This is a genomic window from Streptococcus oralis (assembly GCF_002386345.1).
In the GTDB taxonomy this organism is placed as follows: domain Bacteria; phylum Bacillota; class Bacilli; order Lactobacillales; family Streptococcaceae; genus Streptococcus; species Streptococcus oralis_S.
In genome coordinates this window covers 1819230-1844757 of record NZ_CP023507.1, presented here as the reverse complement: position 1 = coordinate 1844757, position 25528 = coordinate 1819230, and the positions used below count along the sequence as shown (strand labels likewise).

The window sequence follows — 25528 nt, the reverse complement described above, 5'->3', positions numbered from 1 at the left end:
AAAAATCAATGAAAAAAGAACAAATTCCTAATGTATTAACTATTGGTAGAATTCTCTTTATACCTCTCTTTATTCTTATTTTGACTTTGGGCCATTCACAAGGCAGTCATTTGCTAGCAACGATCATCTTTGCAGTTGCTAGTGTAACGGATTATCTTGATGGCTACCTTGCTCGTAAATGGAATGTAGTCAGCAATTTTGGAAAATTTGCAGATCCGATGGCTGATAAGCTGTTGGTTATGTCAGCTTTTATCATGTTAATTGAGTTAGGTATGGCTCCAGCTTGGGTTGTTGCTATTATCATTTGTCGTGAACTTGCGGTGACAGGCTTGCGCTTGTTGCTTGTTGAGACGGGAGGGACAGTTCTAGCAGCAGCTATGCCAGGGAAAATCAAGACCTTTAGTCAGATGTTTGCCATTATCTTTTTGCTCTTACATTGGAATTTAATTGGTCAGCTGTTGCTTTATATCGCTTTGTTTTTCACTATCTACTCTGGTTATGATTATTTTAAGGGTAGCGCTCATGTATTCAAAGGAACATTTGGTTCAAAATGAAATCGATTATTGAAGTAAAAGATCTGTCTTTTCGTTATAAGGAAGACCAGGATCATTATGATGTTAATAATGTCTCGTTTCACGTGAAACGGGGAGAATGGCTTTCGATTGTAGGTCATAACGGGAGTGGGAAATCGACAACTATCCGTTTGATTGATGGATTGCTTGAAGCAGAGTCTGGGGAAATCTGGATAGATGGGCAATTGTTGTCCTCTGAGAATGTTTGGGACTTGCGTCGACAAATTGGTATGGTTTTTCAAAATCCAGATAACCAATTTGTGGGGGCGACTGTTGAAGATGATGTTGCCTTTGGTTTAGAAAATCAGGGACTTCCTCGTGAAGAAATGAAGAAGAGAGTGGCCGAATCTTTGGAGTTGGTAGGGATGCTGGACTTTAAGAATAGAGAACCAGCTCGTTTATCTGGTGGACAAAAACAGCGTGTGGCTATTGCGGGAGTTGTTGCCCTGAGACCAGCTATTTTGATTTTGGACGAGGCTACAAGTATGTTGGATCCTGAGGGACGCAGAGAACTGATTCAGACAGTTCAAGAGATTCGAAAAGACCACCAGATGACAGTCGTCTCCATTACACATGATTTAGAGGAAGTTGCGATGAGTGACCGTGTCTTGGTCATGAAAAAAGGCCAAGTGGAGTCAACCAGTAGCCCAAGAGAACTTTTTTCTCGGGATGACCTTGACCAGATAGGGTTAGATGAGCCTTTTGCTAATCAATTGAGAGGCTCTTTGAGAGAGACTGGCTATCAGTTGCCGGATGGCTATTTGACAGAAAGAGAGCTAGAGGACAAGTTATGGGAATTACTCTAGAAAATGTGAGCTTTACCTATCAAGAGGGGACTCCCCTATCTTCATCAGCCTTGACTGATGTTTCCTTGACGATTGAGGATGGTTCCTATACGGCTTTGGTAGGGCACACAGGTAGTGGGAAATCAACGATTTTACAGCTTTTAAATGGCCTATTGGTACCAAGTAAGGGTTCTGTTCGAGTTTTTGATACTGTCATTACCCCTACATCAACCAATAAAGAAATTCGTCAGATTCGAAAGCAGGTTGGTCTAGTGTTTCAATTTGCTGAAAATCAGATTTTCGAAGAGACTGTTTTGAAAGATGTTGCATTTGGACCGCAAAATTTTGGAGTTTCTGAGGAAGAGGCCAAGAAAATTGCGCGTGAAAAGTTAGCCTTGGTAGGCATCGATGAGTCACTCTTTGAGCGTAGCCCGTTTGAACTTTCGGGTGGCCAGATGAGACGTGTGGCTATAGCAGGTATGCTAGCGATGGAGCCAACTGTTTTGGTTTTGGATGAGCCGACAGCAGGGCTTGATCCTTTGGGCAGAAAAGAATTGATGACCTTGTTTAAAGAACTCCACCTTTCTGGAATGACAATCGTTCTGGTAACGCATTTGATGGATGATGTAGCTGCATATGCTAATCAGGTTTATGTTATGGAAAAGGGGCGTTTGGTCAAAAGTGGCAAACCAAGTGATGTCTTTCAAGATGTAGCCTCAATGGAAAAGGTACAGTTAGGTGTGCCTAAAATCACAGCCTTTTGTAAGCGTTTGGCAGATAGAGGTGTAGCTTTTAAAAAACTGCCAATCAAGATAGAGGAGTTTAAGGAGTCGCTAAATGGATAGTATGATTTTAGGGCGTTATATACCAGGAGATTCCATCATTCATCGCTTGGATCCACGTAGTAAATTGCTTGCCATGATCCTGCTGATTTTGATTGTATTTTGGGCCAATAATCCTCTCACCAATCTCGTTCTGTTTGTAGCGACAGGTATATTTATCGCATTATCGGGCGTTTCTCTCTCATTTTTCGTTCAGGGATTAAAATCCATGTTCTTTTTGATCGCCTTTACGACTCTTTTTCAGCTCTTTTTCATTTCAAGTGGAAATGTCCTATTTGAGTTTTCTTTTATAAGAATAACGGATTATGCTTTGCAACAAGCAGGAATCATTTTCTGTCGTTTTGTGTTGATTATTTTCTTTTCAACCTTGCTAACATTAACGACCATGCCTTTGAGTCTGGCAACCGCAGTTGAAGCTCTTTTAGCACCGCTAAAACGTGTGAAAGTTCCCGTTCATGAAATTGGCCTCATGTTATCAATGAGTTTGCGTTTTGTTCCAACATTGATGGATGACACGACGCGAATTATGAATGCTCAGAAAGCCCGTGGAGTTGACTTTGGCGAAGGCAGCATCGTTCAAAAAGTAAAGGCTATGATTCCAATTTTAATTCCTCTTTTTGCGACGAGCTTAAAGCGTGCAGATTCATTGGCAATAGCGATGGAAGCGCGTGGTTATCAGGGAGGAAAGGGTAGAAGTCAGTATAGACAATTGAGATGGAGTCAAAAGGATACACTGGCAATTCTTGTGATTTTGATACTGGGATGTTTCTTATTTTTCTTAAAATCTTAGTAGGTTTGTAGGATTGATAAGAAGCTCACAGTAGCAGGTTTTTAGTATAAAGGTAGGAATATGAACCGTTTTAAAAAATCAAAATATCTAATCATCGTTTTTGTCACAGTTCTGGCAGTTTCTGTTCTATTAGTGACAACCTATTCAAGCGCTATTGTGACGAAACTAGGAGATGGGATTTCCTTAGTAGATAGAATTGTTCAAAAACCCTTTCAGTGGTTTGATACTTTCAAATCGGATTTGGGACATTTGACGCAGACTTACAATGAAAATGAGAGTCTAAAAAAACAGCTCTATCAACTAGAGGTGGAGTCTAATCAATCAGAAAGTTTAAAAAATGAAAATGAACAATTACGTCAGTTGCTGGATATGAAGTCAAAATTGCAGGCTACAAAAACCATTGCAGCAGATGTGATTATGCGAGCTCCAGTATCTTGGAAACAAGAGTTAACAATTGATGCGGGAAGTTCAAAAGGAGCTTCTGAAAATATGTTGGCCATTGCAAACGGGGGCTTGATTGGTAGTGTTTCAAAGGTGGAGGATCATTCAACAACGGTCAATCTATTGACAAATACCGAAAATTCAGACAAAATTTCTGTTAAAATCCTGCATGGCTCTACTGAAATTTACGGGATTATCGTTGGTTATGATAAGGAGTCAGAACTGCTTAAAATTAGCCAATTAAATAGTAACAGTGAAATTAGCGCGGGAGACAAGGTGACGACAGGGGGGCTCGGAAACTTTAATGTTAAGGATATTCCTGTTGGCGAGGTTGTTGCTACAACACACAGCAGTGATTATCTAACAAAGGAAGTAACAGTAAAGTTAAGTGCTGACACCAAAAATCTTCATGTGGTAGAGTTAGTGGGGAATTAGCAATGAGACTGTTAAAACAAATTGGTATTTTCTTTTTACTCCCTTTTGTTGTACTAATTGATGCACATATTGGACAATTAGCGGGATCCTTCTTCCCTCACTTTCATTTAGCAAGTCATTTTCTGTTTTTATTTCTCTTGTTTGAGACAATAGAGGTTTCAGAATATCTCTATCTAGCTTATTGCTGTATAGTGGGTTTGGTGTACGATATCTATTTTTTCCACTTGATAGGAATTGCGACGCTTCTATTTATCTTAATAGGTGCTTCACTCCATAAATTTAATAGTGTAATTTTGCTAAACCGTTGGACAAGAATGTTAACAATAGTTGTGATGAGTTTCCTATTTGATATGGGGAGCTATCTCCTCGCTCTTGCTATGGGGTTTACAGTAGAATCGATGCCAGTTTTCATCGTCTATAGCCTTGTCCCATCAATGATTTTAAACTTTTTATGGATGCTTGTTTTCCAATATATTTTTGAAAAATGTTATCTATAAGAAAGAAATAAAAATGTAACAAAGGCGTAATATTTATTATGTCTTTTTTTGGTATACTAGTAATGTCTTAAATAGAAGGAGTATCTACATAATATGAAGAAAAAAATCTTAGCGTCACTTTTGTTAAGTACAGTATTGGTTTCACAAGCGGCGGTATTAACAACTGTTCATGCTGAAACAACTGATGAAAAAATTGCTGCTCAAGATAGTAAGATTAGTAATTTGACATCTCAACAAAAAGAAGCTCAAAAACAAGTAGATGAAATCCAAACGCAAGTTACAGCTATCCAAACTCAACAAACAAACTTGGAAGCTGAGAACGAAACTCTACAAGCTGAATCTAAAAAACTTGAAGGAGAAATTACAGAGCTTTCTAAGAACATTGTTGCTCGTAATGAATCTTTGGAAAAACAAGCACGTAGTGCACAAACAAACGGTGCTGCAACTAGCTATATCAATACAATTGTAAACTCAAAATCAATTACAGAAGCTATTTCACGTGTTGCAGCAATGAGCGAGATTGTATCAGCTAACAACAAAATGTTGGAACAACAGAAAGCTGATAAGAAATCTATCGCTGAAAAACAGGTTGCAAACAATGAAGCAATCAACACTGTCATTGCGAACCAACAAACGCTTGCTGACGATGCACAAGCATTGACAACAAAACAAGCAGAGTTGAAAGTTGCTGAGTTAAACCTTGCTGCAGAGAAAGCTACTGCAGAAAGCGATAAAGCTACTTTATTGGAACAAAAAGCAGCAGCAGAGGCAGAAGCGAAAGCAGCAGCCGAAGCAGAAGCGGCTTATAAAGCACGTCAAACAAGCCAACAACAATCAGTTGTTGCTTCTGGAAATACAACACTTTCAGATCAAGTGCAAGCAACTTCAAGCTCTTCATCAGATGATGATTCAAGCTACACTCCAGCACCTGCTCCGACTCCAACTAGACAACGTCCAACATACAGTACAAATGCTTCAAGTTATCCAACTGGTGAATGTACTTGGGGAGCTAAAACATTAGCACCTTGGGCTGGAGATTACTGGGGTAACGGAGCGCAGTGGGCTACAAGTGCAGCAGCTGCAGGATTCCGTACTGGATCAACTCCACAAGTTGGTGCGATTGCATGTTGGAATGACGGTGGATATGGACACGTAGCGGTTGTTACAGCAGTTTCATCATCAACTAGCATTCAAGTATCAGAATCAAACTATGGTGGAAATCGTACAATCGGTAACAAACGTGGATGGTTCAACCCAACTACAACTTCTGAAGGTTATGTTACTTACATCTATCCAAACTAATGAATGAAACGAAGAGGCTCGATGCGAGTCTCTTTTATTATTTTTTATCGAAAGCAAGGCCGAAATATATCAAAACCACTTGAAAATATGGCTAAAATGTGATAAAATGAAACTTGTCGTGTAAACGATAATACTCATTCTTGATGAATTGTGAGACTGTTGCCCTCGGGTCGTTTTGCAAGTTGAAGTCGAGGAGAGGAAAAAAACAAAAAGGAGAAATACTCATGGCAGTAATTTCAATGAAACAACTTCTTGAGGCTGGTGTACACTTTGGTCACCAAACTCGTCGCTGGAACCCTAAGATGGCTAAGTACATCTTCACTGAGCGTAACGGAATCCACGTTATCGACTTGCAACAAACTGTAAAATACGCTGACCAAGCATACGACTTTATGCGTGATGCTGCAGCTAACGATGCAGTTGTATTGTTTGTTGGTACTAAAAAACAAGCTGCTGACGCTGTTAAAGAAGAAGCAGAACGTTCAGGTCAATACTACATCAACCACCGTTGGTTGGGTGGAACTCTTACTAACTGGGGAACTATCCAAAAACGTATCGCTCGTTTGAAAGAAATCAAACGTATGGAAGAAGAAGGAATCTTCGACGTTCTTCCTAAGAAAGAAGTTGCACTTCTTAACAAACAACGTGCACGTCTTGAAAAATTCTTGGGTGGTATCGAAGACATGCCTCGTATCCCTGATGTAATGTACGTAGTTGACCCACATAAAGAACAAATCGCTGTTAAAGAAGCTAAAAAATTGGGTATCCCAGTTGTAGCGATGGTTGACACAAATACTGACCCAGACGATATCGATGTAATCATCCCAGCTAACGATGACGCTATCCGCGCTGTTAAATTGATCACAGCTAAATTGGCTGACGCTATCATCGAAGGACGTCAAGGTGAAGACGCAGCAGCAGTTGAAGCAGAATTTGCAGCTTCAGAAGCTCAAGCTGACTCAATCGAAGAAATCGTTGAAGTTGTAGAAGGCGACAACGCTTAATTCATATAAATAGTAATTACCTAGGAGGGCGGGGCCTAGCCCAGCTCTCCTATTTTTAAAAAATATAGGAGAATCAAAATGGCAGAAATTACAGCTAAACTTGTAAAAGAGTTGCGTGAAAAATCTGGTGCCGGTGTTATGGACGCTAAAAAAGCGCTTGTAGAAACAGACGGTGACATCGAAAAAGCGATTGAATTGCTTCGTGAAAAAGGTATGGCGAAGGCAGCTAAGAAAGCTGACCGTGTTGCAGCTGAAGGTTTGACTGGTGTATTTGTTAACGGTAACGTTGCAGCAGTAGTTGAAGTAAATGCCGAAACTGACTTCGTTGCGAAAAACGCTCAATTCGTTGACTTGGTAAACGCAACAGCTAAAGTAATCGCTGAAGGAAAACCAGCTAACAACGAAGAAGCTCTTGCTTTGACAATGCCTTCAGGTGAAACTCTTGAAGCTGCATATGTATCTGCAACAGCTACAATCGGTGAAAAAATCTCATTCCGTCGTTTTGCTTTGCTTGAAAAAACAGATGCACAACACTTCGGAGCATACCAACACAATGGTGGACGTATCGGTGTTATCTCTGTAATCGAAGGTGGAGACGAAGCGCTTGCTAAACAAATCTCAATGCACATTGCTGCGATGAAACCAACAGTTCTTTCTTACAAAGAATTGGATGAGCAATTCGTTAAAGATGAGTTGGCACAATTGAACCACGTAATCGACCAAGATAACGAAAGCCGTGCAATGGTTGGTAAACCAGCTCTTCCACACTTGAAGTATGGATCAAAAGCACAATTGACTGATGAAGTGATTGCTCAAGCTGAAGCTGATATCAAAGCTGAGTTGGCTGCAGAAGGCAAACCAGAAAAAATCTGGGACAAAATCATCCCAGGTAAAATGGACCGCTTCATGCTTGACAACACCAAAGTTGACCAAGCATACACACTTCTTGCACAAGTATACATCATGGATGACAGCAAGACAGTTGAAGCTTACCTTGAATCAGTAAATGCTTCAGTAGTTGAGTTCGCTCGCTTTGAAGTTGGTGAAGGTATCGAGAAAGCTGCAAACGACTTTGAAGCAGAAGTTGCAGCTACAATGGCAGCAGCCTTGAATAACTAATAGAAAAGGAAGCAAATTGCTTCCTTCTTCTTTTTGTCTAGAGAGTAGAGTCTGTATGAGTAAACAAAAAGCCCTTTAATAAGGGCTAAGTGCATTTAGGAGGCTACACTTCAAATTCATAGAGTGCTGTAGACAAATAACGTTCGCCGTTATCTGGTGCTAAAGCAAGGACTTTCTTACCTTTACCTAATTTCTTGGCAACCTCAATTGCCCCGTAAATCGCTGCAGCTGAAGAAATCCCAACAAGGAAGCCTTCTTTTCCACCAATTTCACGGCCAAGGGCTAGAGCATCATCTGACGTTACACGGACAATACCATCATAGGCTTTTGTATCAAGCGTTTCAGGAATAAATCCAGCTGAGATTCCTTGAATTTTATGAGGTCCTGGTTTTTCCCCAGACAAGATAGCTGACTCGTCTGCCTCAACTGCATAAACTTGAATGTTTGAATTTGCTGTTTTGAGAGCGTGAGAAACACCTGAGATCGTTCCACCAGTACCAACACCACCCACAAAAGCATCTAGTCCATCAGAACCGAAAGCAGCCAGTATTTCAGCTCCTGTTGTTCTTTCGTGCACTTCTGGATTAGCTGGATTATTAAATTGGAGTGGAAGGAAGCCGTCTCGTTCAGCGGCGATTTCCTGAGCTTTGGCAATAGCCCCTTTCATTCCTTCGCTACCAGGAGTAAGGACGAGTTCAGCACCATAGGCTTGGATAATCTTACGTCGTTCCACACTCATCGTTTCAGGCATGACGATAACAACTTTATATCCTTTAGCGGCACCAACCCATGAAAGACCGATACCAGTGTTTCCACTCGTTGCTTCAACAATAGTAGCTCCCGGTTTTAGAATACCATCTTGTTCTGCTTTTTCAATCATGCTAAGGGCAATACGGTCTTTTACTGACGATCCAGGGTTAAAAGCTTCTAGTTTAACATAGACATCTGCAGCACCCTCTGGAACAATATTGTTAAGTTTAACAATCGGTGTTTGTCCAATTAGTTCAGTGATATTATTATAAATAGTCATAGATATACCTCTTTGTATAAGATGATACTAGTATAACGCGCTTAAAGCTATTTGTAAAATATAGAAATCCTATCAAAGTGATAGGATTTTTTTATATCAAAGGTCTAAGCCATTAATTTTTAATCGATTGTGATAAGCCAATTCTAATAAATAGGTGTAAAGCGGAAGGATGTCCGTTTTTTTAGGGAATTCAAATTTATGGAAACTCAGGTGCTCATTGTGTGCTTTTAGAAAGATATTTTCTAAATAAGTGATTCTAATCTCACTATCATCTATACCTGCTCCAGCAGTTTCCATTTCAACGTTTACAATGTTCATCAAAAAGAGTGACTTAACAGACACCTTGCGACCAGTGGCACCTTGCTTATCTGTAAAAATAATACGGATATTTGTAAAGATGATTGAATCTCGAATAAGTTTATATCCACTTTGAATTTCTTCATTCTCTAGTAGATATTGACCATATTCTTTGATAAGAGTCTCTTTGTTTTCCTCGCTGAAGTTACCAGCAAGTCCTTGAATAAATTTTCCAAACGCCATGTATTTCTCCTTTGTTTACACTAAGTTTACAGGAACTTCAACTTCTCGTAAACCTTGATCTGTTAAAGTAACCTTTCCATTAAAAAACTCTACAAGAGCAGACTTGATATTTTCTTTCTCTTCCTTATCAACATAAATCATTGTATCAACTTGATCTGTAAAGTTTGTATCCAGCTCCATGAGATGATGTTCTTTAAGAAAATTGCCATATTCTTGATACTGAGCGTAAGACATCTGAATGGCTATGCCAGCCTGCTCTTTGATTTCAATAATGCCAATTTCTTTGACAGCCAAGGCCACACTACCTGCGTAAGCACGAATCAAACCTCCAGCGCCTAACTTAATTCCACCAAAGTAACGAGTAACTACTACGCAGACATTGGTAAGATTATGATTTTCTAAGACGCCAAGCATAGGGACTCCAGCAGTACCACTAGGTTCGCCATCATCACTCGTACGCTTGATCTCACTGCGTTCCCCTACAATAAAAGCAGAGCAGTTATGGGTGGCTTTGTAGTGTTCTTTTTTGATAGCAGTGATAAAGTCACGAGCTTCTTCTTCACTATAGACACGCTTGGCATGACAGATAAAGCGTGATTTTTTGATTTCTTCTTGGACCTGCCCATCCTCTTTAATTGTTCTAAATTCCATGATTTAATTGTACTAAAAAATTACCTAAAGCGCTATATTTTTACGAATATTAAAGTATGAAAGTAAATCCAAATTATCTCGGTCGCTTGTTTACTGAGAAAGAATTAACGGAAGAAGAACGACAGGAAGCAGTGAGACTGCCAGCAATGAGAAAAGAGAAGGGGAAACTGTTTTGTCAACGTTGTAATAGTTTGATTCTAGAAGAATGGTATTTGCCTATCAGCGCTTACTATTGTAGGGAGTGTTTACTGATGAAGAGAATCAGGAGTGATAAAGCTTTATACTATTTTCCTCAAGAGGATTTTCCTAAGCAAGACGTCCTCAAATGGCGTGGTCAGTTAACACCTTTTCAAGAAAAAGTGTCAGAGGGACTGCTTCAGGCGGTAGACAAGCAAGAGCCAACCTTGGTTCACGCTGTGACAGGAGCTGGAAAGACAGAGATGATTTATCAAGTTGTGGCTAAAGTGATTGATGATGGTGGTGCAGTTTGTTTGGCCAGTCCTCGAATTGATGTGTGTTTAGAACTGTATAAGCGACTGCAGAATGACTTTGCTTGCGATATAGCGCTACTCCATGGCGAATCAGAGCCCTATTTTCGAACTCCCTTAGTAGTTGCAACAACTCATCAGTTATTAAAATTTTATCATGCTTTTGATTTGTTGATAGTGGATGAGGTAGATGCCTTTCCTTATGTTGACAACACTATGCTTTACTATGCTGTAAAGAATAGTGTAAAGGAGGATGGATTGAGGATATTCCTTACGGCAACTTCTACAGATGAGTTAGATAGGAAGGTTCGCACAGGGGAATTAAAAAGATTAAGCTTGCCGAGACGGTTTCATGGAAATCCTTTGATTATTCCTAAACCAGTCTGGTTATCGGATTTTAATCGCTGTTTAGAGAAAAATCAATTGTCAACCAAGTTAAAGACTTATATTGAGAAACAGAGAAGAACAGGTTATCCCTTACTGATTTTTGCATCAGAGATTAAGAAAGGTGAAAAACTAAAAGAAATCTTGAAGGAGCAGTACCCGAATGAGAATATCGGCTTTGTGTCTTCTGTGACAGAAGACCGATTAGAGCAGGTGCAAGCTTTTCGAGATGGAGAACTAACAATACTGATCAGTACGACAATCTTGGAACGCGGGGTTACCTTCCCTTGTGTGGATGTTTTCGTAGTAGAAGCTAATCATCGTCTCTTTACCAAGTCTAGTTTGATTCAGATTGGAGGGCGAGTTGGACGCAGTATGGACAGACCAACTGGTGAGTTGCTCTTCTTTCATGATGGATTAAATGCTTCCATCAAAAAGGCAATCAAGGAAATCAAGAATATGAATAAGGAGGCAGGGTTATGAACTGTTTATTATGTGGCCAGACTACAAAGAGTGAGCTGACTTTTAGCAGTCTCTTCCTTTTGAAGGATGATTGCAGTTATCTTTGCTCAGCTTGTGCTTCTAGTTTTGAGAGGATTGGTGAGAATTATTGCCCAAACTGTATGAAAACAGGCATGTCAACTAAGTGTCAAGATTGTAAACTTTGGTGTAAAGAAGGAATTCAGGTTGATCATAAGGCAATCTTTACCTATAATCAAGCTATGAAAGACTTTTTCAGTCGATATAAGTTTGATGGCGATTTTTTGCTTAGAAAGGTTTTTGCTTCTGTTCTTGCTGAGGAGCTGAAAAAGTATAGAGGATATCAATTTGTGTTGATTCCCCTAAGCCCTGAAAGATTGCTTGAGAGGGGGTTTAACCAAGTCGAAGGTTTGGTTGAGGCAGCAGGCTTTTCTTTCAAAGATATATTAGGAAAAAGAGAAGAGAGTGCTAGTTCTTCTAAAAGCCGTTTAGAAAGGTTAGCTACTGAAATTCCATTTTTTATTAAAGATGGAATCTCACTTCCCAAGAAGATTTTGCTGATTGATGACATCTATACAACAGGGGCAACTGTGAATCGTGTGAAACGACTTTTGGAAGAAGCAGGTGCTTTGGAAGTTAAAACTTTTTCCCTTGTAAGATGAGGAAAAAATTTGCAAAATGAAAATGAAAGCGTTATAATATAGTTAGAAAAACAAAAATGTTTAGAAAGAAGGTACTTATATGATTAAATATAGTATCCGTGGTGAAAACCTAGAAGTAACAGAAGCAATTCGTGATTATGTAGTTTCTAAACTCGAAAAGATCGAAAAGTATTTCCAACCTGAGCAGGAGTTGGATGCACGTGTGAACTTGAAAGTTTACCGTGAAAAAACAGCAAAGGTTGAAGTAACAATTCCGCTTGGATCTATCACTCTTCGTGCTGAAGATATTTCTCAAGATATGTATGGTTCTATCGATCTTGTAACAGATAAAATTGAACGTCAGATTCGTAAAAATAAAACTAAAATCGAACGTAAGAATAAAAGTAAAGTTGCGACAAGTCAACTCTTTACAGATGCTCTAGTTGAAGATGCAGATGTTGTGCAACCCAAAGTCGTTCGTTCAAAACAAATTGATTTGAAGCCAATGGATTTAGAAGAAGCCCTTCTTCAAATGGATTTATTGGGACATGATTTCTTTATTTATGTAGATGTAGAAGATCAAACAACTAATGTTTTGTATCGCCGTGAAGATGGTGAAGTTGGTTTACTAGAAGTCAAAGAATCATAAAATTGAAATAACAAAAAAGTGGTTTACAAATCAGTAAACCACTTTTTCTTATGCGGAAATAAGTAAGAAAAAACAGGAAATCCTTGATTAAACAGTCAGAATCGACCCCTATAATCTGAACTTATAGGGGTATTTATATTTATTAAGTAGACAAAATAATACCCTAAGGGATAGAATGGGGTTGTCAACAAATAGCGAATACAAAAATGTAAGCGCTCTTATAACAAATAAAGGAGTCATGACTATGGCAACAAAAGAAGAAATTTTACGCGAACTATATCCTGAGGACCTTTTTCACTATGCGGATGGTCTAACTTTGGGAGAAGCAGAGGTTTTACAAGAAACTCGCCGTTTGATTGAGAAACATCTCCGTCCGGTTATTAATGAATACTGGGAAAAACCTGATTTTCCTTTTGAAGAATTCTATGCTGTGGCTAAGGGCGCTCAAATTATGAACAATCCAAAATTGTTTGAGGGACGTGAAGGTAGCTGGAAACCATCTGAACTTTATATTGCTTTCTTGTATCTTGAACTTGCTCGCTTCGATGCTTCTATGGCAACATTCTACACCGTTCATGGCGGACTTTGCTACAACACAATTCTCTTGGGTGGTGATGAGCGTCAACAAAAAGAATTTCTTCCAAAACTAGCTGCATTTGATTGGCAAGGTTGCTTCGCTTTGACTGAACCTCTTTCAGGTTCTGATATTGCTGGAGGACTTGCAACTACTGCAGAACGTGTTGGAGACAAGTGGATTCTAAATGGTGAAAAACGCTGGATTGGTGGTTCAGATACTGCGGATGTCGTTCCTGTATTTGCTCGTGATGTTGCGGATGGCAAGGTGAAATGCTTTATCGTTCGTAAGGGAGCTCCGGGATATCATGCGGAACCAATCCCACATAAGATTGCTCTTCGTTGTGTCCGCAATGGCCATATTACTATGAAGAATGTAGAGGTTCCAGATTCAGACCGTTTGGTAAATATCAATGGTTTTGGTGATGTAGCCCGTATCTTGACCTTCACTCGTGCGGACGTTGCTCACATTGCTATGGGAGTGACTTGTGGATCTTATGTAGCAGCTCTTAAATATGCTAAAGATCGCGAACAGTTCAAACGTCCAATTGCCAAATTCCAAATTGTTCAAGAAAAATTGGCTCGTATGCAAGCAAATGCTGTAGCAGTTATTGCTTATTCAACTCGTATTGCTGAGATGCAAGAGAAAGGTAATGAATTGATGCTTAACTCTGCTCTTGCTAAGATGCACAATTCCTTGGTGATGCGCGAAACAGTTGCCCTTGCTCGTGAAACTTGCGGAGGTAATGGTATTACACTTGAGACAGACGTTGCTCGTTTCTTTGCAGATGCTGAATCAATCTATACCTATGAAGGTTCACACGAAGTGAATGCCTTGATTGTTGGTCGTGAGATTACTGGACTAGGTGCCTTTGTTTAATGTCAGAAGGGCGATTGAAGGATTTCTGTTCAATCGTCCTTGCTTCATGCACTGGATTTTTGTAAAATAAGAAGGAGAAAATAATGATATCTAAGGTGATGATTATTGGTTCTGGTCAAATGGGAAGCGGAATTGCTCAAGTATTTGCTCAGGCTGGTTTTACAGTTTACTTAAACGATATTAAAGAAGAATTTGTTCAAAGAGGCTTGAATAATATCACAAAACAATTGGAACGTTCAGTTGAAAAAGGACGGATGTCTGCGGATGAGAAGGATCAGGTATTAGCCAATTTGCTTCCATCTGTTTCATATGAAGATGCGAAACAAGTCCAATTGGTGATTGAAGCTGCAACTGAGAATCGTGAGATTAAGTTGAATATTTTCAAACAATTGGATGAATTGACAGATCCTAAAACTATCTTAGCATCAAACACATCCTCTTTGTCAATCACGGATATAGCTGCTGCTACTAAACATCAGGAGCGCGTGATTGGAATGCACTTCTTTAATCCTGCCCCAATCATGAAACTGGTAGAGGTTATTAAGGCCTTGCAGACTTCAGAAGAAGTGGTTCAGGCGGTTCGTGAATTGACAGTGAAAATTGGTAAAACACCAGTTGATGTTAAAGATTCTTATGGTTTTGTTGTGAACAGAATTTTGATTCCTATGATCAATGAAGCCGTTTACATTCTAGGTGAGGGAGTGGCTAGTGCCGAGGAAATCGATGAAGCGATGAAACTTGGTGCAAATCATCCTATTGGACCTTTGGCTCTTGCTGACTTGATTGGGTTGGATGTTTGTTTGGCTATTATGGGCGTCCTAAACCAAGGGTTTGGTGATCAAAAATACCGTCCTGCCCCTCTTCTTAAGAAAATGGTCGAAGCAGGAAAATTGGGACGGAAGACAAAAGAAGGATTCTTTACTTACTAGACACTGATGGAGGTAGTCATGAAAGACGTAGTTATTGTTTCGGCAGTGCGAACACCTTTAGGTTCCTTTGGCGGGAGCTTGAAGAATGTTTCTGCTGTTGATTTGGGATCTTTGGTCATTAAGAGTGCTTTGGAAAAAGCGAATATTAAACCAGAGCAGGTAGATGAAGTGATTATGGGGAATGTCCTAGGCGCAGGTTTAGGCCAAAACGTGGCTCGCCAAATGAGTATTCATGCTGGGCTTCCTGAATTTACACCAGCCTTTACCATTAATAAGGTTTGTGGTTCCGGTTTGAAGGCAGTGCAGTTAGCTGCTCAAGCGATTCAGTGCGGAGATGCAGATATTGTCGTGGCTGGTGGTGCAGAAAACATGAGCCAGGCTCCATATGTTTTGCCAAGCTTCCGTTGGGGTGGACGTATGGGAGATTCGAAAGTGGTAGATACCATGATTAAGGACGGTTTGTCTGATGCCTTTAACGAATACCATATGGGGATTACAGCTGAGAATGTGGCAGAAGAATATGGTATTAGCCGGGATGATCAAGATGCGCTTGCTTTGGAATCTCAAAAACGAGCAGTGGCGGCTATAGAATCTGGACGTTTTAAGGAAGAGATTGTTCCGGTGGTCATTCCTCAACGCAAAGGCGATCCTATCATCTTTGATACAGATGAATTTCCTAGAAAAGATGCTAGCTTGGAGAGTCTGTCTAAGCTACGTCCTGTTTTCAAAAAAGACGGTTCTGTTACAGCGGGAAATGCCTCAGGTATCAATGACGGAGCGGCGGCTGTCTTGGTCATGAGTGCTGAAAAAGCTGAAGAATTAGGACTTCCAGTCATTGCGCGCATTCGTTCGTATGCAAGTGCAGGTTTGGATCCTAAGATTATGGGATGTGGACCGATTTATGCGACCCGTAAAGCTCTTGAAAAAGGTAATTTGACAGTTGATGATCTTGACTTGATCGAGTCAAATGAAGCCTTTGCTGCTCAGGCTTGTGCGGTTGGGAAAACACTTGGTTTCAATACTGATATTGTCAATGTCAATGGTGGCGCGATTGCTCTTGGTCACCCAATTGGAGCTTCAGGTTGCCGTATCCTAGTGACTCTGGTACATGAGATGATGAAACGTGATGCTAAAACTGGTTTAGCTACTCTCTGTATCGGAGGAGGGATGGGAACAGCCCTCATCGTTGAACGTTAGTTATTAGAAAACTGAACGTCATTTCCTCTTTTTCAATATTACGATTACAAAATGAGATATTGATCCGATCTCATAGTTACATACCTTATCAAGTGTCTTTCTCCGAAAGTGCCTGATAAGGTATTTTTGCTTTTCCTAAGACTTTGAGGATAGATTGAATGGCTCTATTCTATAAGATGGACTTATAGGTCTATAAATAAAGATTAAGTAGACGGATAGGGAAAAAAGGATTATGATAAAAATGTAAGCTCTTACATTTTGTGTTGGTATTTGTTGACGCTGTACTCTGTACTCAAAATAAATCAAGTAGGAGCAAAACAATGAGTAAAACTGTTTTATTAGAGGTTAAGAATGGTCTTGGCTATCTAACAATTAACCGTCCATCGGCTTTGAACGCTTTAAGTTCAGAAGTCTTAAAGGATTTGAATCTCGTTTTAGACCAAATTGAAGCTAGCGAGGACATTCGTGTTGTCATCGTGACTGGTCAAGGGGAAAAAGCATTTGTCGCTGGAGCAGACATTAAAGAGATGGACCAAATGTCTCCAATTCAGGCTCATGAATACATGACCTATGCGAACGACACCTTTACCCGTTTATCTGAATTGACTCAACCAACTATTTCAGTATTGAATGGGTATGCTTTGGGAGGCGGTCTAGAATTAGCTCTTTCAACTGATATCCGAATCGGCTATGACAAGACAATGGTTGGTTTCCCTGAAGTTGGCTTGGGAATCATTCCTGGTTTTGCAGGTACTCAAAGAATGTCTCGTTTGATTGGTACTAGCAAAACAAAGGAATTAATCTTTACTGCTAGAATGGTTAACGGACAAGAAGCATATGATCTTGGAATTCTTAACAAGTTGGTAGCAGCAGAAGAACTATTGCCTGCGGCAGAAGAGCTGGCAGGAGCGATTATGAAAAATGCACCGCTAGCAGTTGAAAAAGCTAAACATATTATCCAAGTTGGCTCAGAACTCCCTCTGAAAAATGCTATTCGTTTGGAAACAGAAGCGGAAGCTCTACTCTTCTCAACAGAAGATAAGGTAGAAGGAATGCGCGCTTTTGTTGAAAAACGCAAAGCTGTCTTTCAACGTAAATAAGAGAGGAGATAGGTTATGAAAGTTGTAACATTGTCTGAAGCTATTTCCTTGATTCATTCAGGAGATAAAGTTGGTATTTCTGGTTTTCTCGGAGTGGGAGAGCCACTAGAGTTAATTGAGGAACTGGTTCGTCAAAACCAGCAAGATTTGACCTTGGTGTCTGTTGTAACCTCTCAACCCGGTAAGGAAGTTGGAGTTGGTCGACTTTGTGAAAACCATCAGGTTACAAAGTACATTGCAGCCCATGTAGGGACATCCGCTGCTGCTCAGCATGATTATTTCTCGGGAGCCATGAAAGTGGAGTTCACTCCGATGGGAACTGTCGTAGAACGCTTGCATGCTGCGGGCGCTGGCCTTGGAGCAGTCTTAACACCAACAGGTGTAGGAACAATTCTTGAAGATGAACACGAAAAAGTGACTCGAAATGGAAAAGAATATTTGATTTATGATCCATTGAAGATTGATGTTGCCTTGATTAAAGCTACAAAGGCGGATAAGTATGGCAACCTTTATCTGGATGGGACTACTAAAAACATCTCCCTTCAACTCGCTCTAGCAGCTGACACAGTTATTGTTGAGACAAACGAATTGGTTGAAGTCGGAGAAATTGATCCAAATGATATTTACATCCCTGGTATCCTAGTTGACTATGTCGTTCAAGGATTGACACCACAAGAGCATCATCAGATGATGGGAGATCTGTGGACAGAGACAAAGAAACTGGCGGGGGTGAAGTAAAATGAAAGCAAAAGAGATTATCGCAAGACGTGTAGCACTTGAATTTAAAGATGGAGATGTGGTCAATCTTGGTTTTGGGATTCCAAATGCCTCTGCTGATTACATTCCTGAAGGTGTAAATGTTATTTTACAGGCAGAAAATGGCGCTCTTCGATTTGGGGAAACACCTACCAAGGACAACTATAATGCCAATTTAGCGAACTCTGGTGGAGCTCCTATTACATTGTTGCCAGGAGCAGCCTTGTTTGATCTACAAACTTCCTTTGCCATTATTCGTGGTGGACACGTGGATGCAACCGTTCTTGGAGCTCTTGAAGTCAGCCAAGATGGAAGCATTGCGAACTGGATTATCCCAGGGAAATTTGCTCCTGGTATGGGTGGCGCAATGGACTTATTGGTAGGAGCTAAGCGCGTAATCGGGGCTATCCAACATACAACTGCTGATGGGGAATCTAAGTTGTTGAAAGAATGTACCTTGCCACTTTCAGCTAAAGGAGTATTGGATCTTGTCATCACAGAATTAGCTGTTTTTGGATTCAAAGATGGTAAATTCCTGTTGAAAGAGCTGGCTCCTGGTGTGACATTAGAAGAAGTTCTTGAAAAAACAGCTGGGGAAGTCATTGTCTCAGAAGACCTGAAAACAATGCCGATTTAAGCAAAAAAAGAGCTATTTTCTACTTAGTGTGTTATGATATAAACCAGATAGTATTGTAAGCGCTTTATATACAGCGTTAAAATGAAGTATTCGAAATGTTATTTCGATAAAAAGTCAGTAGACAACTATCAAACACTAGAATAGTTGTCTAATTGACTTACTAAAATAGTGAAGGAAAGCTAGGTGATGGGTAAGTGGATATTATCCAAATGAACTATTTCATCAATATCATAGAATGCGGATGCAACCTTTCCATTGCTGCAAAGAAGATTCACATTAGTCAATCAGCCTTGAGTCAATTTGTGACAAATTTTGAAGCAGCTGAAGGGGTTCAATTATTCAATCGCAAGAATGGAAGATTAGAAAGTTTAACAGAGGCGGGACGCAAAATTTATCGTTATGCGACCGAGATTGTGAATCGACATGAAGAAATGCTTTCCATGATCCATATAGAAGCTCAAAAGCAAAAAGGCACCATTAATTTTGGTATTCCGTCCTTGATTTTACGAGTTTATTTTGCTAGTGCCTTGCCTCATTTTCTGAAAAATAATCCTCATATCCATATCCAGGTTACGGAAGGTGGAGGGAAGGAAATTCGTCAAAAAATGGTTGATGGAGATTTGAATCTCTCTATTCTGATAGAGCCTACGAGCCTGGATGCTAAAAAATATGAACAACATATCATTCAATTGGATGAATACGTTGCTTATATGGATAAGGATCATCCGTTGGCTCAGAAAAGCTTGTTGGAATGGTCTGATATTGCTGGTTATGAATTGGCAACCTTCAACAAAACATTTACGACTTATGATTTAGTGACAGAAAAACTTCGTTCACAACGAATTGAGGCTAAATTTGCTTATCTTTCCTCTACTTGGGACTTCCTAGTTGAATCAACTCATCAGACAGATTTGATTGCCCTTTTGCCAAGGCCGGTTGAATATTTTGTGGATAAGAGTCGTTTTAAGGCGGTTAGATTCAAAGATCCGATTCCATTTAATATTTGGTTTTGTAGACCCTATAAAAACTCCTACAATGAAGTAGAGTCTTATGTGTATGAAGAATTGTTGAAAGATTATTACCAACCGTTTTCTGACAACTAAGATGAGGTGAATGCGATGACCTATAATGACGTGCTGGCGCGAGAATTGAAGGCAGACGTGAAAGTGTTGATTCGGGACTATTTCAAGTCTCATGAGGATGAACAACAGTTCCCTAGAGAATTGCTTTATCAGTTTATTGAGCAATTTGATATCTTTTCCTTGCTTTTAGATAGTCAAGATTCTGTTTTGAGAACCGAGTTTTTAACCTTTATTCGCTTGATTTCAAAAGATTTTCCTGCTTTTTCTGCTGTTCTACTAACTCAGGCATGTTATGGTATCTATCCTATTTTACGATATGGGAGTCAGGAACAAAAATCGCGTTATGTAGAACCATTAGTAAGGGGAGAAATCTTAGCTGGCTTGGGATTTTCTGAAGGAAAATTGATGGACAGCTTGGAGGTTATTGCAACAACTGCAAGGAAAACAGAAACAGGTTGGTCTTTAACTGGGAAGAAGTCAATTGTATCAAATTGCCGCTATACAGATATTTTGTTAATCTTAGCCAAGGTTCAAGAAGCTAACGGAGAATATGGATACGGATTTTTCATTGTTGATACGACTCGACCGGGAGTTGCTTTTGGAGATGATATTGCAAAACCTGGTTTACAGGGTTTGCCTGTGAATTCGGTAACTTTTGATCAGGTCATATTGCCAGAAGATAGTCTTCTAGGATTGACGCTAAATGGGGAAACTCAGTTAAATGATATTATCAAAAAATTACAGCTAGGATTAAGCGCTATCTCTATTGGTATCTCTGAGGGAGCTTTTGAAACAGGTCTGGCTTTTGTAAAGGTCAAAAGAAGATTTGGGAAACCATTAATCGATGCGACAGTCTATCAACATCAATTCGCAGACTTGTATACTAAGCTGTGTGCGGCTGAATCTTACTTTGCTTCCTACAAGGATAGGATGAAGGCGGATTCTCTCTTTGTATCTCAGATAAAACTTTATACGACAAAAGTAGCAATTGAGATTTCTGAGGAAATTATTAGATTAATTGGACCTCTTCAAACCTTGGATGACATCCCCATAGACCGTTATCTAAAGGATGCCAAAACGATTGAAATCTATGGAAAATCTGGGGATTCGATTCGTAAAAGAATAGCAGCCCAATGGATAAAGGAGTAAAGCATGACAGAACTCACCTTACAGGAATATCAATTTCATGATATGAAACTGACATGGCTACGTGGAGCCGATAAATTGACGGATGCAGGGACTCTTTTTGGTCCGGTTCCGAAAGTTGTGTGGTCTCGTTACTACCCAACAAATGATGCTAATATGATGGCAGAATTGACGGATCCTATTTTGATCCAGTACAAGGGTAAAAATTACTTGATAGATGCAAGTTTTGATACAGCAAAATTATCTGATAAACAAAGGCGCAACTTAGGAATCTTAACTGAAAGTCGGGTAGAAGAAAGTTTATCTCTTTTAGGACTATCGCCTGAAGATATTGACATCGTGCTGATGACACATATGCATCATGATCATTCTGGTGGCTTGACGCGTGTGAATGATCAAGGAGAGTTGGTTTCCAAGTATTCAAATGCCAAGATTATTGTGAATGATGTCGAATGGTATGAGATGAGAAACCCTAATAATCGAACACGAGGAACTTATCTGAGAGAGAATTGGGAACCGATTCAAGATCAGGTGACGACTTTCTCAGAGTATATCAATGTCATTCCAGAAATCCAAATGATTCACACAAGTGGTCACAGCAATGGCCACAGTATTATCTTGCTCAAACAGGGGAAAGATACGATGATCCACATGGGGGACTTGATGTTATCACATGTTCATCGAAATCCTCTCTGGGTTCCAGCAGTAGATGATTATCCTATGAAATCCATTTTAGCCAAAGAGAAATGGTTGCGTCAGGCTTTTGAGAATCATTACAAGTTTTTCTTTTATCATGATCAATTTTTCGCGGTGGTAGAGTTTGATAAGGAAGGGAAGGAGTTGGTAGATTATGTTCTACGTTCTCGCCCCCCACTTATTCCTTTTACAGATGAGCAGGATCGTAAGCCAGACTTTTTAGGATAGCAGAATATGAGGAGACAAATGTAACATTTTCTTGTTGACGGGGATATTGGTGCACTATGCATCCATTTGCCAACAAGAATCAACAGAAAATAAAAGGAGGACTCATATGTCAATTACAAAACTTATACAGATTCAATATCCAATTTTCCAAGGGGCCATGGCTCAAATCTCCCACTATCAACTAGCAGCAGCTGTTTCTGAGGCTGGAGGACTAGGAATTATTGCGTCAGGTGGTATGACTGGAGAGCAGTTGCGAGAAGAAATTCGTGAATTGAGAAAGTTGACAGATAAGCCTTTTGGTGTCAACATTATGTTGATGATGAAAAACATCAAGGATATTGTGACTGTTATCATCGAAGAAAAGGTTCCGGTGGTAACTACAGGTGCAGGAACACCTAAGCATATCATGCCTTACTTGAAAGAAGCAGGAATCAAGGTTATTCCAGTTATTGCCAGTGTCAAGCATGCTCAAAAAATGGAAGAATTGGGAGTTGATGCTGTAATCGCTGAGGGTTCAGAAGCTGGTGGGCATATAGGAGAGACCAATACAATGGCTCTTATCCCGCAAATCGTTGATGCGGTATCAATTCCGGTCATTGCTGCCGGAGGTGTGGCAGATGGCCGAGGGCTGGCTGCTGCGATTGCCCTAGGTGCACAAGGAGTTCAAATGGGAACAGTTTTTCTTGCTTCAGAAGAATGTCCAATTTCTCCAGCCTATAAAGAAGCTATTTTGGCGGCAAGTGATACAGCGACTGCGGTTACAGGTCGCATCGCGGGAGCGCCAGTTCGTTGTATTCGCAATGAGATGACAGATCACTATATTGAATTAGAGCAGAAAGGTACAAACCGAGAGGAACTGGAAGAAATTACGATCGGTTCCCTATCTAAGGCTGTCTATGAAGGTGATACAGTTCATGGTTCAATGATGAGCGGACAAATTGCAGGTTTGGTGAAAGACATCAAACCATGTAAGTCTATTTTAGAATCAATTGTGAAACAGGCGCAAGAGCGCCTACAAGACATTCGACTAGAATTAGGTGAATAATGTAATCTAGGCGGAAGATTCTGCACTGATGTGGAAAAAGGAGAGCGAGGCATTTGCTCTCCTTTTTTATGTATGGTTTCTTTAAGAGTATCTTACTATAATAAAAGCAGTGCTTTCTCTTTAAAGGTCGCTTTTTAAGGGCATTTGTGATATAATAATGCGCAAGAGGTTTAGAATGAAAAAAAATAATTTAACTCCGAATTCTGCGATTCTACTAGGGATTGCAACTTTCGGAACCTTAACAATGCTGATTATTTTTTCACAAAATAATGTTGTAACAATCAGTGTCTTGTTTTTATTTGTACTTCTTTATCTGCTTTTATTTGTCTGGCAAAAAAAACAGTATGAAAAGAGCGAAATTGAACAAATCCAATACGTAAATCATCAAGCTGAAAATAGCTTGAGTACTTTGCTTGATCAAATGCCGGTGGGAGTCCTGAAATTAGACTTATCTAGTGGCGAAGTGGAATGGTTTAATCCCTATGCTGAGCTGATTTTAACTACTGAAGAGGGCGAAATTGATGTTGAGTTAATTCAAACCATCATCAAGGCTTCTGTTGGAAATCCTGGTTCGTATGCTACCTTGGGCGAAACACGATATGCTGTTCATATGGACAAGGCTTCGGGTGTTTTGTATTTCTTTGATGTTTCTGGGGAGTACGAAGCAACTGTAGAATTGGTAACTAGCCGTCCAGTCATTGGAGTCATCTCAGTAGATAACTATGATGATTTGGAGGATGCGACATCTGACTCCGATATCAGTCATATCAATAGTTTTGTAGCCAATTTTGTTTCAGAATTTGCTAGTAAGTATGCTATGTTTTCTCGCCGTGTGGGGATGGATCGTTTTTATGTATTCACAGATTACACGGTACTAGAGGAATTGATGAATGATAAATTCTCCGTTATTGATAGTTTCCGAGAAGAATCAAAACAGAGGCAGCTACCCCTAACTTTAAGTATGGGATTTTCTTATGGTGATGGAAACCATGAAGAGATAGGGAAAATTGCCTTGCTCAACTTGAACTTAGCAGAAGTTCGCGGTGGTGACCAGGTGGTGGTCAAGGAAAATAACGAAACCAAGAATCCAGTCTACTTTGGTGGAGGAACTGCTGCGTCTATCAAACGTACTCGTACACGTACCAGAGCCATGATGACAGCCATTTCTGATAAGATTCGAAGTGTTGATCAGGTTTTTGTAGTCGGTCATAAAAATCTAGATATGGATGCTTTGGGCTCTGCTGTTGGTATGCAGTTGTTTGCAAGTAATATTATTGAGAACAGTTATGCTGTCTATGATGCAGACCATATGCCAGCAGATATCGAACGTGCTATTCAGTTCTTGAAGAAGGAAGATGTCACGAAGCTTTTATCTCTTACAGATGCGATGAAGTTAGTTACAAACCGTTCATTATTGATTCTGGTGGATCATTCCAAGACGGCTTTGACTTTGTCAAAAGATTTTTATGATTTGTTCACTCAAACTATTGTTATTGACCATCATAGACGTGATCAGGATTTCCCTGAGAATGCAGTCATCACCTATATTGAAAGTGGAGCAAGTAGTGCCAGTGAGTTGGTCACAGAATTGATTCAGTTCCAAAATTCTAAGAAGAATCGTTTGAGTCGTATGCAGGCCAGTGTTTTGATGGCTGGTATGATGCTGGATACCAAGAATTTCACATCTCGCGTGACGAGCCGAACCTTTGATGTGGCTAGCTATCTGAGAACACGGGGAAGTGACAGTATTGCTATCCAGGAGATTGCTGCGACAGATTTTGAAGAGTACCGTGAGGTAAATGAACTCATTTTACAAGGTCGTAAGTTAGGTTCAGATATCTTGATTGCTCAAGCTAAGGACTCAATGTCTTATGACACAGTTGTTATCAGTAAGGCTGCCGATGCTATGCTGGCTATGTCTGGTATTGAGGCTAGTTTCGTTCTGGCAAAAAATACACAAGGATTTATCTCTATCTCGGCTCGAAGTCGTAGTAAAATCAATGTGCAACGCATTATGGAAGAGTTGGGTGGTGGAGGTCACTTTAATCTAGCTGCCGCGCAAATCGAGGATATGAGTTTGTCGGAAGCAGGAGAAAAATTGACTCAACTAATCTTGGAAGAACTAAAGGAAAAGGAGAAAGAAGAATGAAAGTAATCTTTTTAGCAGATGTTAAAGGAAAAGGAAAAAAAGGCGAAATTAAGGAAGTACCAACTGGCTACGCTCAAAACTTCCTGATTAAAAAGAATTTGGCCAAGGAAGCGACTGCTCAAGCAGTGGGTGAGTTGCGTGGAAAACAAAAATCAGAAGAAAAGGCTCATGCTGAAATGATTGCTGAAGCAAAAGCCATCAAGGCTAAGCTTGAGGCAGAAGAAACAGTTGTAGAGTTTGTTGAAAAGGTTGGACCAGATGGCCGTACATTTGGCTCTATCACTAACAAGAAAATTGCAGAAGAATTGCAAAAGCAGTTTGGTATTAAGATTGACAAACGCAATATTCAAGTGCAAGCACCAATTCGAGCAGTAGGTTTGATTGATGTACCAGTGAAGATCTATCAAGATGTTACAAGTGTCATCAATCTTCGTGTAAAAGAAGGTTAAGTTTACAACTT

At 39.9% G+C, this 25528-nt stretch carries 27 protein-coding genes; 24 read left to right on the top strand and 3 right to left on the bottom strand.

Going from position 1 to position 25528, the window contains the following annotated elements:
- Positions 1–8 precede the first annotated feature (8 nt).
- The 9 genes from pgsA (at position 9) to tsf (ending at position 7787) form a co-directional block, all read left to right on the top strand.
- Positions 9–554, top strand: coding sequence for a CDP-diacylglycerol--glycerol-3-phosphate 3-phosphatidyltransferase (pgsA, locus tag CO686_RS09045; RefSeq protein WP_049501297.1), 546 nt, complete (start codon positions 9–11; stop codon positions 552–554).
- Positions 551–1378, top strand: coding sequence for an energy-coupling factor ABC transporter ATP-binding protein (locus tag CO686_RS09040; RefSeq protein ID WP_049501298.1), 828 nt, complete (start codon positions 551–553; stop codon positions 1376–1378). Before pgsA ends, CO686_RS09040 begins: the two co-directional genes overlap by 4 nt.
- Entirely contained in the window at positions 1363–2202 is an 840-nt protein-coding gene (locus CO686_RS09035) for an energy-coupling factor transporter ATPase (RefSeq protein ID WP_049501299.1), read from the top strand. Before CO686_RS09040 ends, CO686_RS09035 begins: the two co-directional genes overlap by 16 nt.
- Positions 2195–2989 (top strand): energy-coupling factor transporter transmembrane component T family protein, encoded by a 795-nt coding sequence (locus CO686_RS09030; RefSeq protein WP_000377885.1) that lies wholly within the window; start codon positions 2195–2197, stop codon positions 2987–2989. Before CO686_RS09035 ends, CO686_RS09030 begins: the two co-directional genes overlap by 8 nt.
- A gap of 60 nt (positions 2990–3049) precedes the next feature.
- Positions 3050–3865: a rod shape-determining protein MreC gene (mreC, locus tag CO686_RS09025; RefSeq protein WP_049501301.1), complete on the top strand. Its 816-nt coding sequence runs from the start codon at positions 3050–3052 to the stop codon at positions 3863–3865.
- Between the two features lie 2 nt (positions 3866–3867).
- Positions 3868–4362, top strand: coding sequence for a rod shape-determining protein MreD (gene mreD / locus CO686_RS09020; RefSeq protein WP_049501302.1), 495 nt, complete (start codon positions 3868–3870; stop codon positions 4360–4362).
- Positions 4363–4455: 93 nt separating this feature from the next.
- On the top strand, positions 4456–5664 hold the full coding sequence (gene pcsB / locus CO686_RS09015; protein ID WP_049501303.1) for a peptidoglycan hydrolase PcsB: 1209 nt from the start codon (positions 4456–4458) through the stop codon (positions 5662–5664).
- A 224-nt stretch (positions 5665–5888) separates the two neighbouring features.
- Positions 5889–6668: a 30S ribosomal protein S2 gene (gene rpsB, locus CO686_RS09010; RefSeq protein WP_000268475.1), complete on the top strand. Its 780-nt coding sequence runs from the start codon at positions 5889–5891 to the stop codon at positions 6666–6668.
- A 78-nt stretch (positions 6669–6746) separates the two neighbouring features.
- Entirely contained in the window at positions 6747–7787 is a 1041-nt protein-coding gene (tsf, locus tag CO686_RS09005) for a translation elongation factor Ts (RefSeq protein WP_000808059.1), read from the top strand.
- A gap of 103 nt (positions 7788–7890) precedes the next feature.
- On the opposite strand, the gene cysK is transcribed toward tsf, so the two are convergent.
- The 3 genes from cysK to CO686_RS08990 form a co-directional block, all read right to left on the bottom strand.
- A complete protein-coding gene (gene cysK / locus CO686_RS09000; protein WP_000158482.1) occupies positions 7891–8817 on the bottom strand; it encodes a cysteine synthase A in 927 nt (308 codons plus the stop codon).
- A 96-nt stretch (positions 8818–8913) separates the two neighbouring features.
- Complete coding sequence (locus CO686_RS08995; protein WP_000863902.1) at positions 8914–9357, bottom strand: PH domain-containing protein; 444 nt, start codon at positions 9355–9357, stop codon at positions 8914–8916.
- Between the two features lie 15 nt (positions 9358–9372).
- A complete protein-coding gene (locus CO686_RS08990) occupies positions 9373–10008 on the bottom strand; it encodes a YigZ family protein (protein WP_000395750.1) in 636 nt (211 codons plus the stop codon).
- Positions 10009–10064: 56 nt separating this feature from the next.
- Between CO686_RS08990 and CO686_RS08985 the strand changes: the two genes are divergently transcribed.
- The 15 genes from CO686_RS08985 (at position 10065) to rplI (ending at position 25517) form a co-directional block, all read left to right on the top strand.
- Complete coding sequence (locus tag CO686_RS08985) at positions 10065–11363, top strand: ATP-dependent helicase ComFA (protein WP_002880469.1); 1299 nt, start codon at positions 10065–10067, stop codon at positions 11361–11363.
- Positions 11360–12022, top strand: coding sequence for a ComF family protein (locus CO686_RS08980; RefSeq protein WP_000995722.1), 663 nt, complete (start codon positions 11360–11362; stop codon positions 12020–12022). The genes CO686_RS08985 and CO686_RS08980 overlap by 4 nt, the downstream gene beginning before the upstream one ends.
- A 79-nt stretch (positions 12023–12101) precedes the next feature.
- A complete protein-coding gene (gene hpf / locus CO686_RS08975) occupies positions 12102–12650 on the top strand; it encodes a ribosome hibernation-promoting factor, HPF/YfiA family (protein WP_000599114.1) in 549 nt (182 codons plus the stop codon).
- A gap of 244 nt (positions 12651–12894) precedes the next feature.
- The gene (fadE, locus tag CO686_RS08970) at positions 12895–14103 is read left to right on the top strand and encodes an acyl-CoA dehydrogenase FadE (protein ID WP_000201480.1); all 1209 of its coding nucleotides are present in this window, start codon (positions 12895–12897) and stop codon (positions 14101–14103) included.
- 80 nt (positions 14104–14183) lie between these two features.
- Positions 14184–15032 carry a 3-hydroxybutyryl-CoA dehydrogenase gene (locus CO686_RS08965; RefSeq protein ID WP_049501305.1) on the top strand — a complete coding sequence of 283 codons (849 nt, stop codon included), beginning with the start codon at positions 14184–14186 and terminating at the stop codon, positions 15030–15032.
- An 18-nt stretch (positions 15033–15050) separates the two neighbouring features.
- A complete protein-coding gene (locus tag CO686_RS08960) occupies positions 15051–16229 on the top strand; it encodes an acetyl-CoA C-acetyltransferase (RefSeq protein ID WP_000656060.1) in 1179 nt (392 codons plus the stop codon).
- A gap of 320 nt (positions 16230–16549) precedes the next feature.
- Positions 16550–17329, top strand: coding sequence for an enoyl-CoA hydratase/isomerase family protein (locus CO686_RS08955; protein WP_000048046.1), 780 nt, complete (start codon positions 16550–16552; stop codon positions 17327–17329).
- Between the two features lie 15 nt (positions 17330–17344).
- Positions 17345–18067: a CoA transferase subunit A gene (locus tag CO686_RS08950; RefSeq protein WP_000869893.1), complete on the top strand. Its 723-nt coding sequence runs from the start codon at positions 17345–17347 to the stop codon at positions 18065–18067.
- A gap of 1 nt (position 18068) precedes the next feature.
- A complete protein-coding gene (locus tag CO686_RS08945; protein ID WP_000644731.1) occupies positions 18069–18722 on the top strand; it encodes a 3-oxoacid CoA-transferase subunit B in 654 nt (217 codons plus the stop codon).
- A gap of 194 nt (positions 18723–18916) precedes the next feature.
- Positions 18917–19825: a LysR family transcriptional regulator gene (locus CO686_RS08940; protein ID WP_000351428.1), complete on the top strand. Its 909-nt coding sequence runs from the start codon at positions 18917–18919 to the stop codon at positions 19823–19825.
- Between the two features lie 15 nt (positions 19826–19840).
- Positions 19841–20953, top strand: coding sequence for an acyl-CoA dehydrogenase family protein (locus CO686_RS08935; RefSeq protein WP_000221881.1), 1113 nt, complete (start codon positions 19841–19843; stop codon positions 20951–20953).
- Positions 20954–20956: 3 nt separating this feature from the next.
- Complete coding sequence (locus CO686_RS08930) at positions 20957–21874, top strand: MBL fold metallo-hydrolase (protein ID WP_000137959.1); 918 nt, start codon at positions 20957–20959, stop codon at positions 21872–21874.
- A gap of 106 nt (positions 21875–21980) precedes the next feature.
- A complete protein-coding gene (locus CO686_RS08925; RefSeq protein WP_096753737.1) occupies positions 21981–22919 on the top strand; it encodes a nitronate monooxygenase in 939 nt (312 codons plus the stop codon).
- Between the two features lie 175 nt (positions 22920–23094).
- Complete coding sequence (locus tag CO686_RS08920) at positions 23095–25068, top strand: DHH family phosphoesterase (protein WP_000739996.1); 1974 nt, start codon at positions 23095–23097, stop codon at positions 25066–25068.
- Positions 25065–25517, top strand: coding sequence for a 50S ribosomal protein L9 (gene rplI, locus CO686_RS08915; protein WP_000864211.1), 453 nt, complete (start codon positions 25065–25067; stop codon positions 25515–25517). The genes CO686_RS08920 and rplI overlap by 4 nt, the downstream gene beginning before the upstream one ends.
- Positions 25518–25528 lie beyond the last annotated feature (11 nt).

Bases quoted from the DNA above. Each gene is read 5' to 3' on its own strand.
- CO686_RS08930 (WP_000137959.1), top strand. From the start codon at position 20,957: ATGACAGAACTCACCTTACAGGAATATCAATTTCATGATATGAAACTG.
- tsf (WP_000808059.1), top strand. From the start codon at position 6,747: ATGGCAGAAATTACAGCTAAACTTGTAAAAGAGTTGCGTGAAAAATCT.
- CO686_RS08950 (WP_000869893.1), top strand. From the start codon at position 17,345: ATGAAAGTTGTAACATTGTCTGAAGCTATTTCCTTGATTCATTCAGGA.
- pcsB (WP_049501303.1), top strand. From the start codon at position 4,456: ATGAAGAAAAAAATCTTAGCGTCACTTTTGTTAAGTACAGTATTGGTT.
- mreC (WP_049501301.1), top strand. From the start codon at position 3,050: ATGAACCGTTTTAAAAAATCAAAATATCTAATCATCGTTTTTGTCACA.
- CO686_RS09035 (WP_049501299.1), top strand. From the start codon at position 1,363: ATGGGAATTACTCTAGAAAATGTGAGCTTTACCTATCAAGAGGGGACT.
- CO686_RS08920 (WP_000739996.1), top strand. From the start codon at position 23,095: ATGAAAAAAAATAATTTAACTCCGAATTCTGCGATTCTACTAGGGATT.
- CO686_RS08985 (WP_002880469.1), top strand. From the start codon at position 10,065: ATGAAAGTAAATCCAAATTATCTCGGTCGCTTGTTTACTGAGAAAGAA.
- mreD (WP_049501302.1), top strand. From the start codon at position 3,868: ATGAGACTGTTAAAACAAATTGGTATTTTCTTTTTACTCCCTTTTGTT.
- CO686_RS09040 (WP_049501298.1), top strand. From the start codon at position 551: ATGAAATCGATTATTGAAGTAAAAGATCTGTCTTTTCGTTATAAGGAA.
- CO686_RS08990 (WP_000395750.1), bottom strand. From the start codon at position 10,008: ATGGAATTTAGAACAATTAAAGAGGATGGGCAGGTCCAAGAAGAAATC.
- pgsA (WP_049501297.1), top strand. From the start codon at position 9: ATGAAAAAAGAACAAATTCCTAATGTATTAACTATTGGTAGAATTCTC.
- CO686_RS08935 (WP_000221881.1), top strand. From the start codon at position 19,841: ATGACCTATAATGACGTGCTGGCGCGAGAATTGAAGGCAGACGTGAAA.
- CO686_RS08995 (WP_000863902.1), bottom strand. From the start codon at position 9,357: ATGGCGTTTGGAAAATTTATTCAAGGACTTGCTGGTAACTTCAGCGAG.
- fadE (WP_000201480.1), top strand. From the start codon at position 12,895: ATGGCAACAAAAGAAGAAATTTTACGCGAACTATATCCTGAGGACCTT.
- rplI (WP_000864211.1), top strand. From the start codon at position 25,065: ATGAAAGTAATCTTTTTAGCAGATGTTAAAGGAAAAGGAAAAAAAGGC.
- CO686_RS08960 (WP_000656060.1), top strand. From the start codon at position 15,051: ATGAAAGACGTAGTTATTGTTTCGGCAGTGCGAACACCTTTAGGTTCC.
- hpf (WP_000599114.1), top strand. From the start codon at position 12,102: ATGATTAAATATAGTATCCGTGGTGAAAACCTAGAAGTAACAGAAGCA.
- CO686_RS08980 (WP_000995722.1), top strand. From the start codon at position 11,360: ATGAACTGTTTATTATGTGGCCAGACTACAAAGAGTGAGCTGACTTTT.
- CO686_RS08945 (WP_000644731.1), top strand. From the start codon at position 18,069: ATGAAAGCAAAAGAGATTATCGCAAGACGTGTAGCACTTGAATTTAAA.
- CO686_RS08955 (WP_000048046.1), top strand. From the start codon at position 16,550: ATGAGTAAAACTGTTTTATTAGAGGTTAAGAATGGTCTTGGCTATCTA.
- rpsB (WP_000268475.1), top strand. From the start codon at position 5,889: ATGGCAGTAATTTCAATGAAACAACTTCTTGAGGCTGGTGTACACTTT.
- CO686_RS09030 (WP_000377885.1), top strand. From the start codon at position 2,195: ATGGATAGTATGATTTTAGGGCGTTATATACCAGGAGATTCCATCATT.
- cysK (WP_000158482.1), bottom strand. From the start codon at position 8,817: ATGACTATTTATAATAATATCACTGAACTAATTGGACAAACACCGATT.
- CO686_RS08925 (WP_096753737.1), top strand. From the start codon at position 21,981: ATGTCAATTACAAAACTTATACAGATTCAATATCCAATTTTCCAAGGG.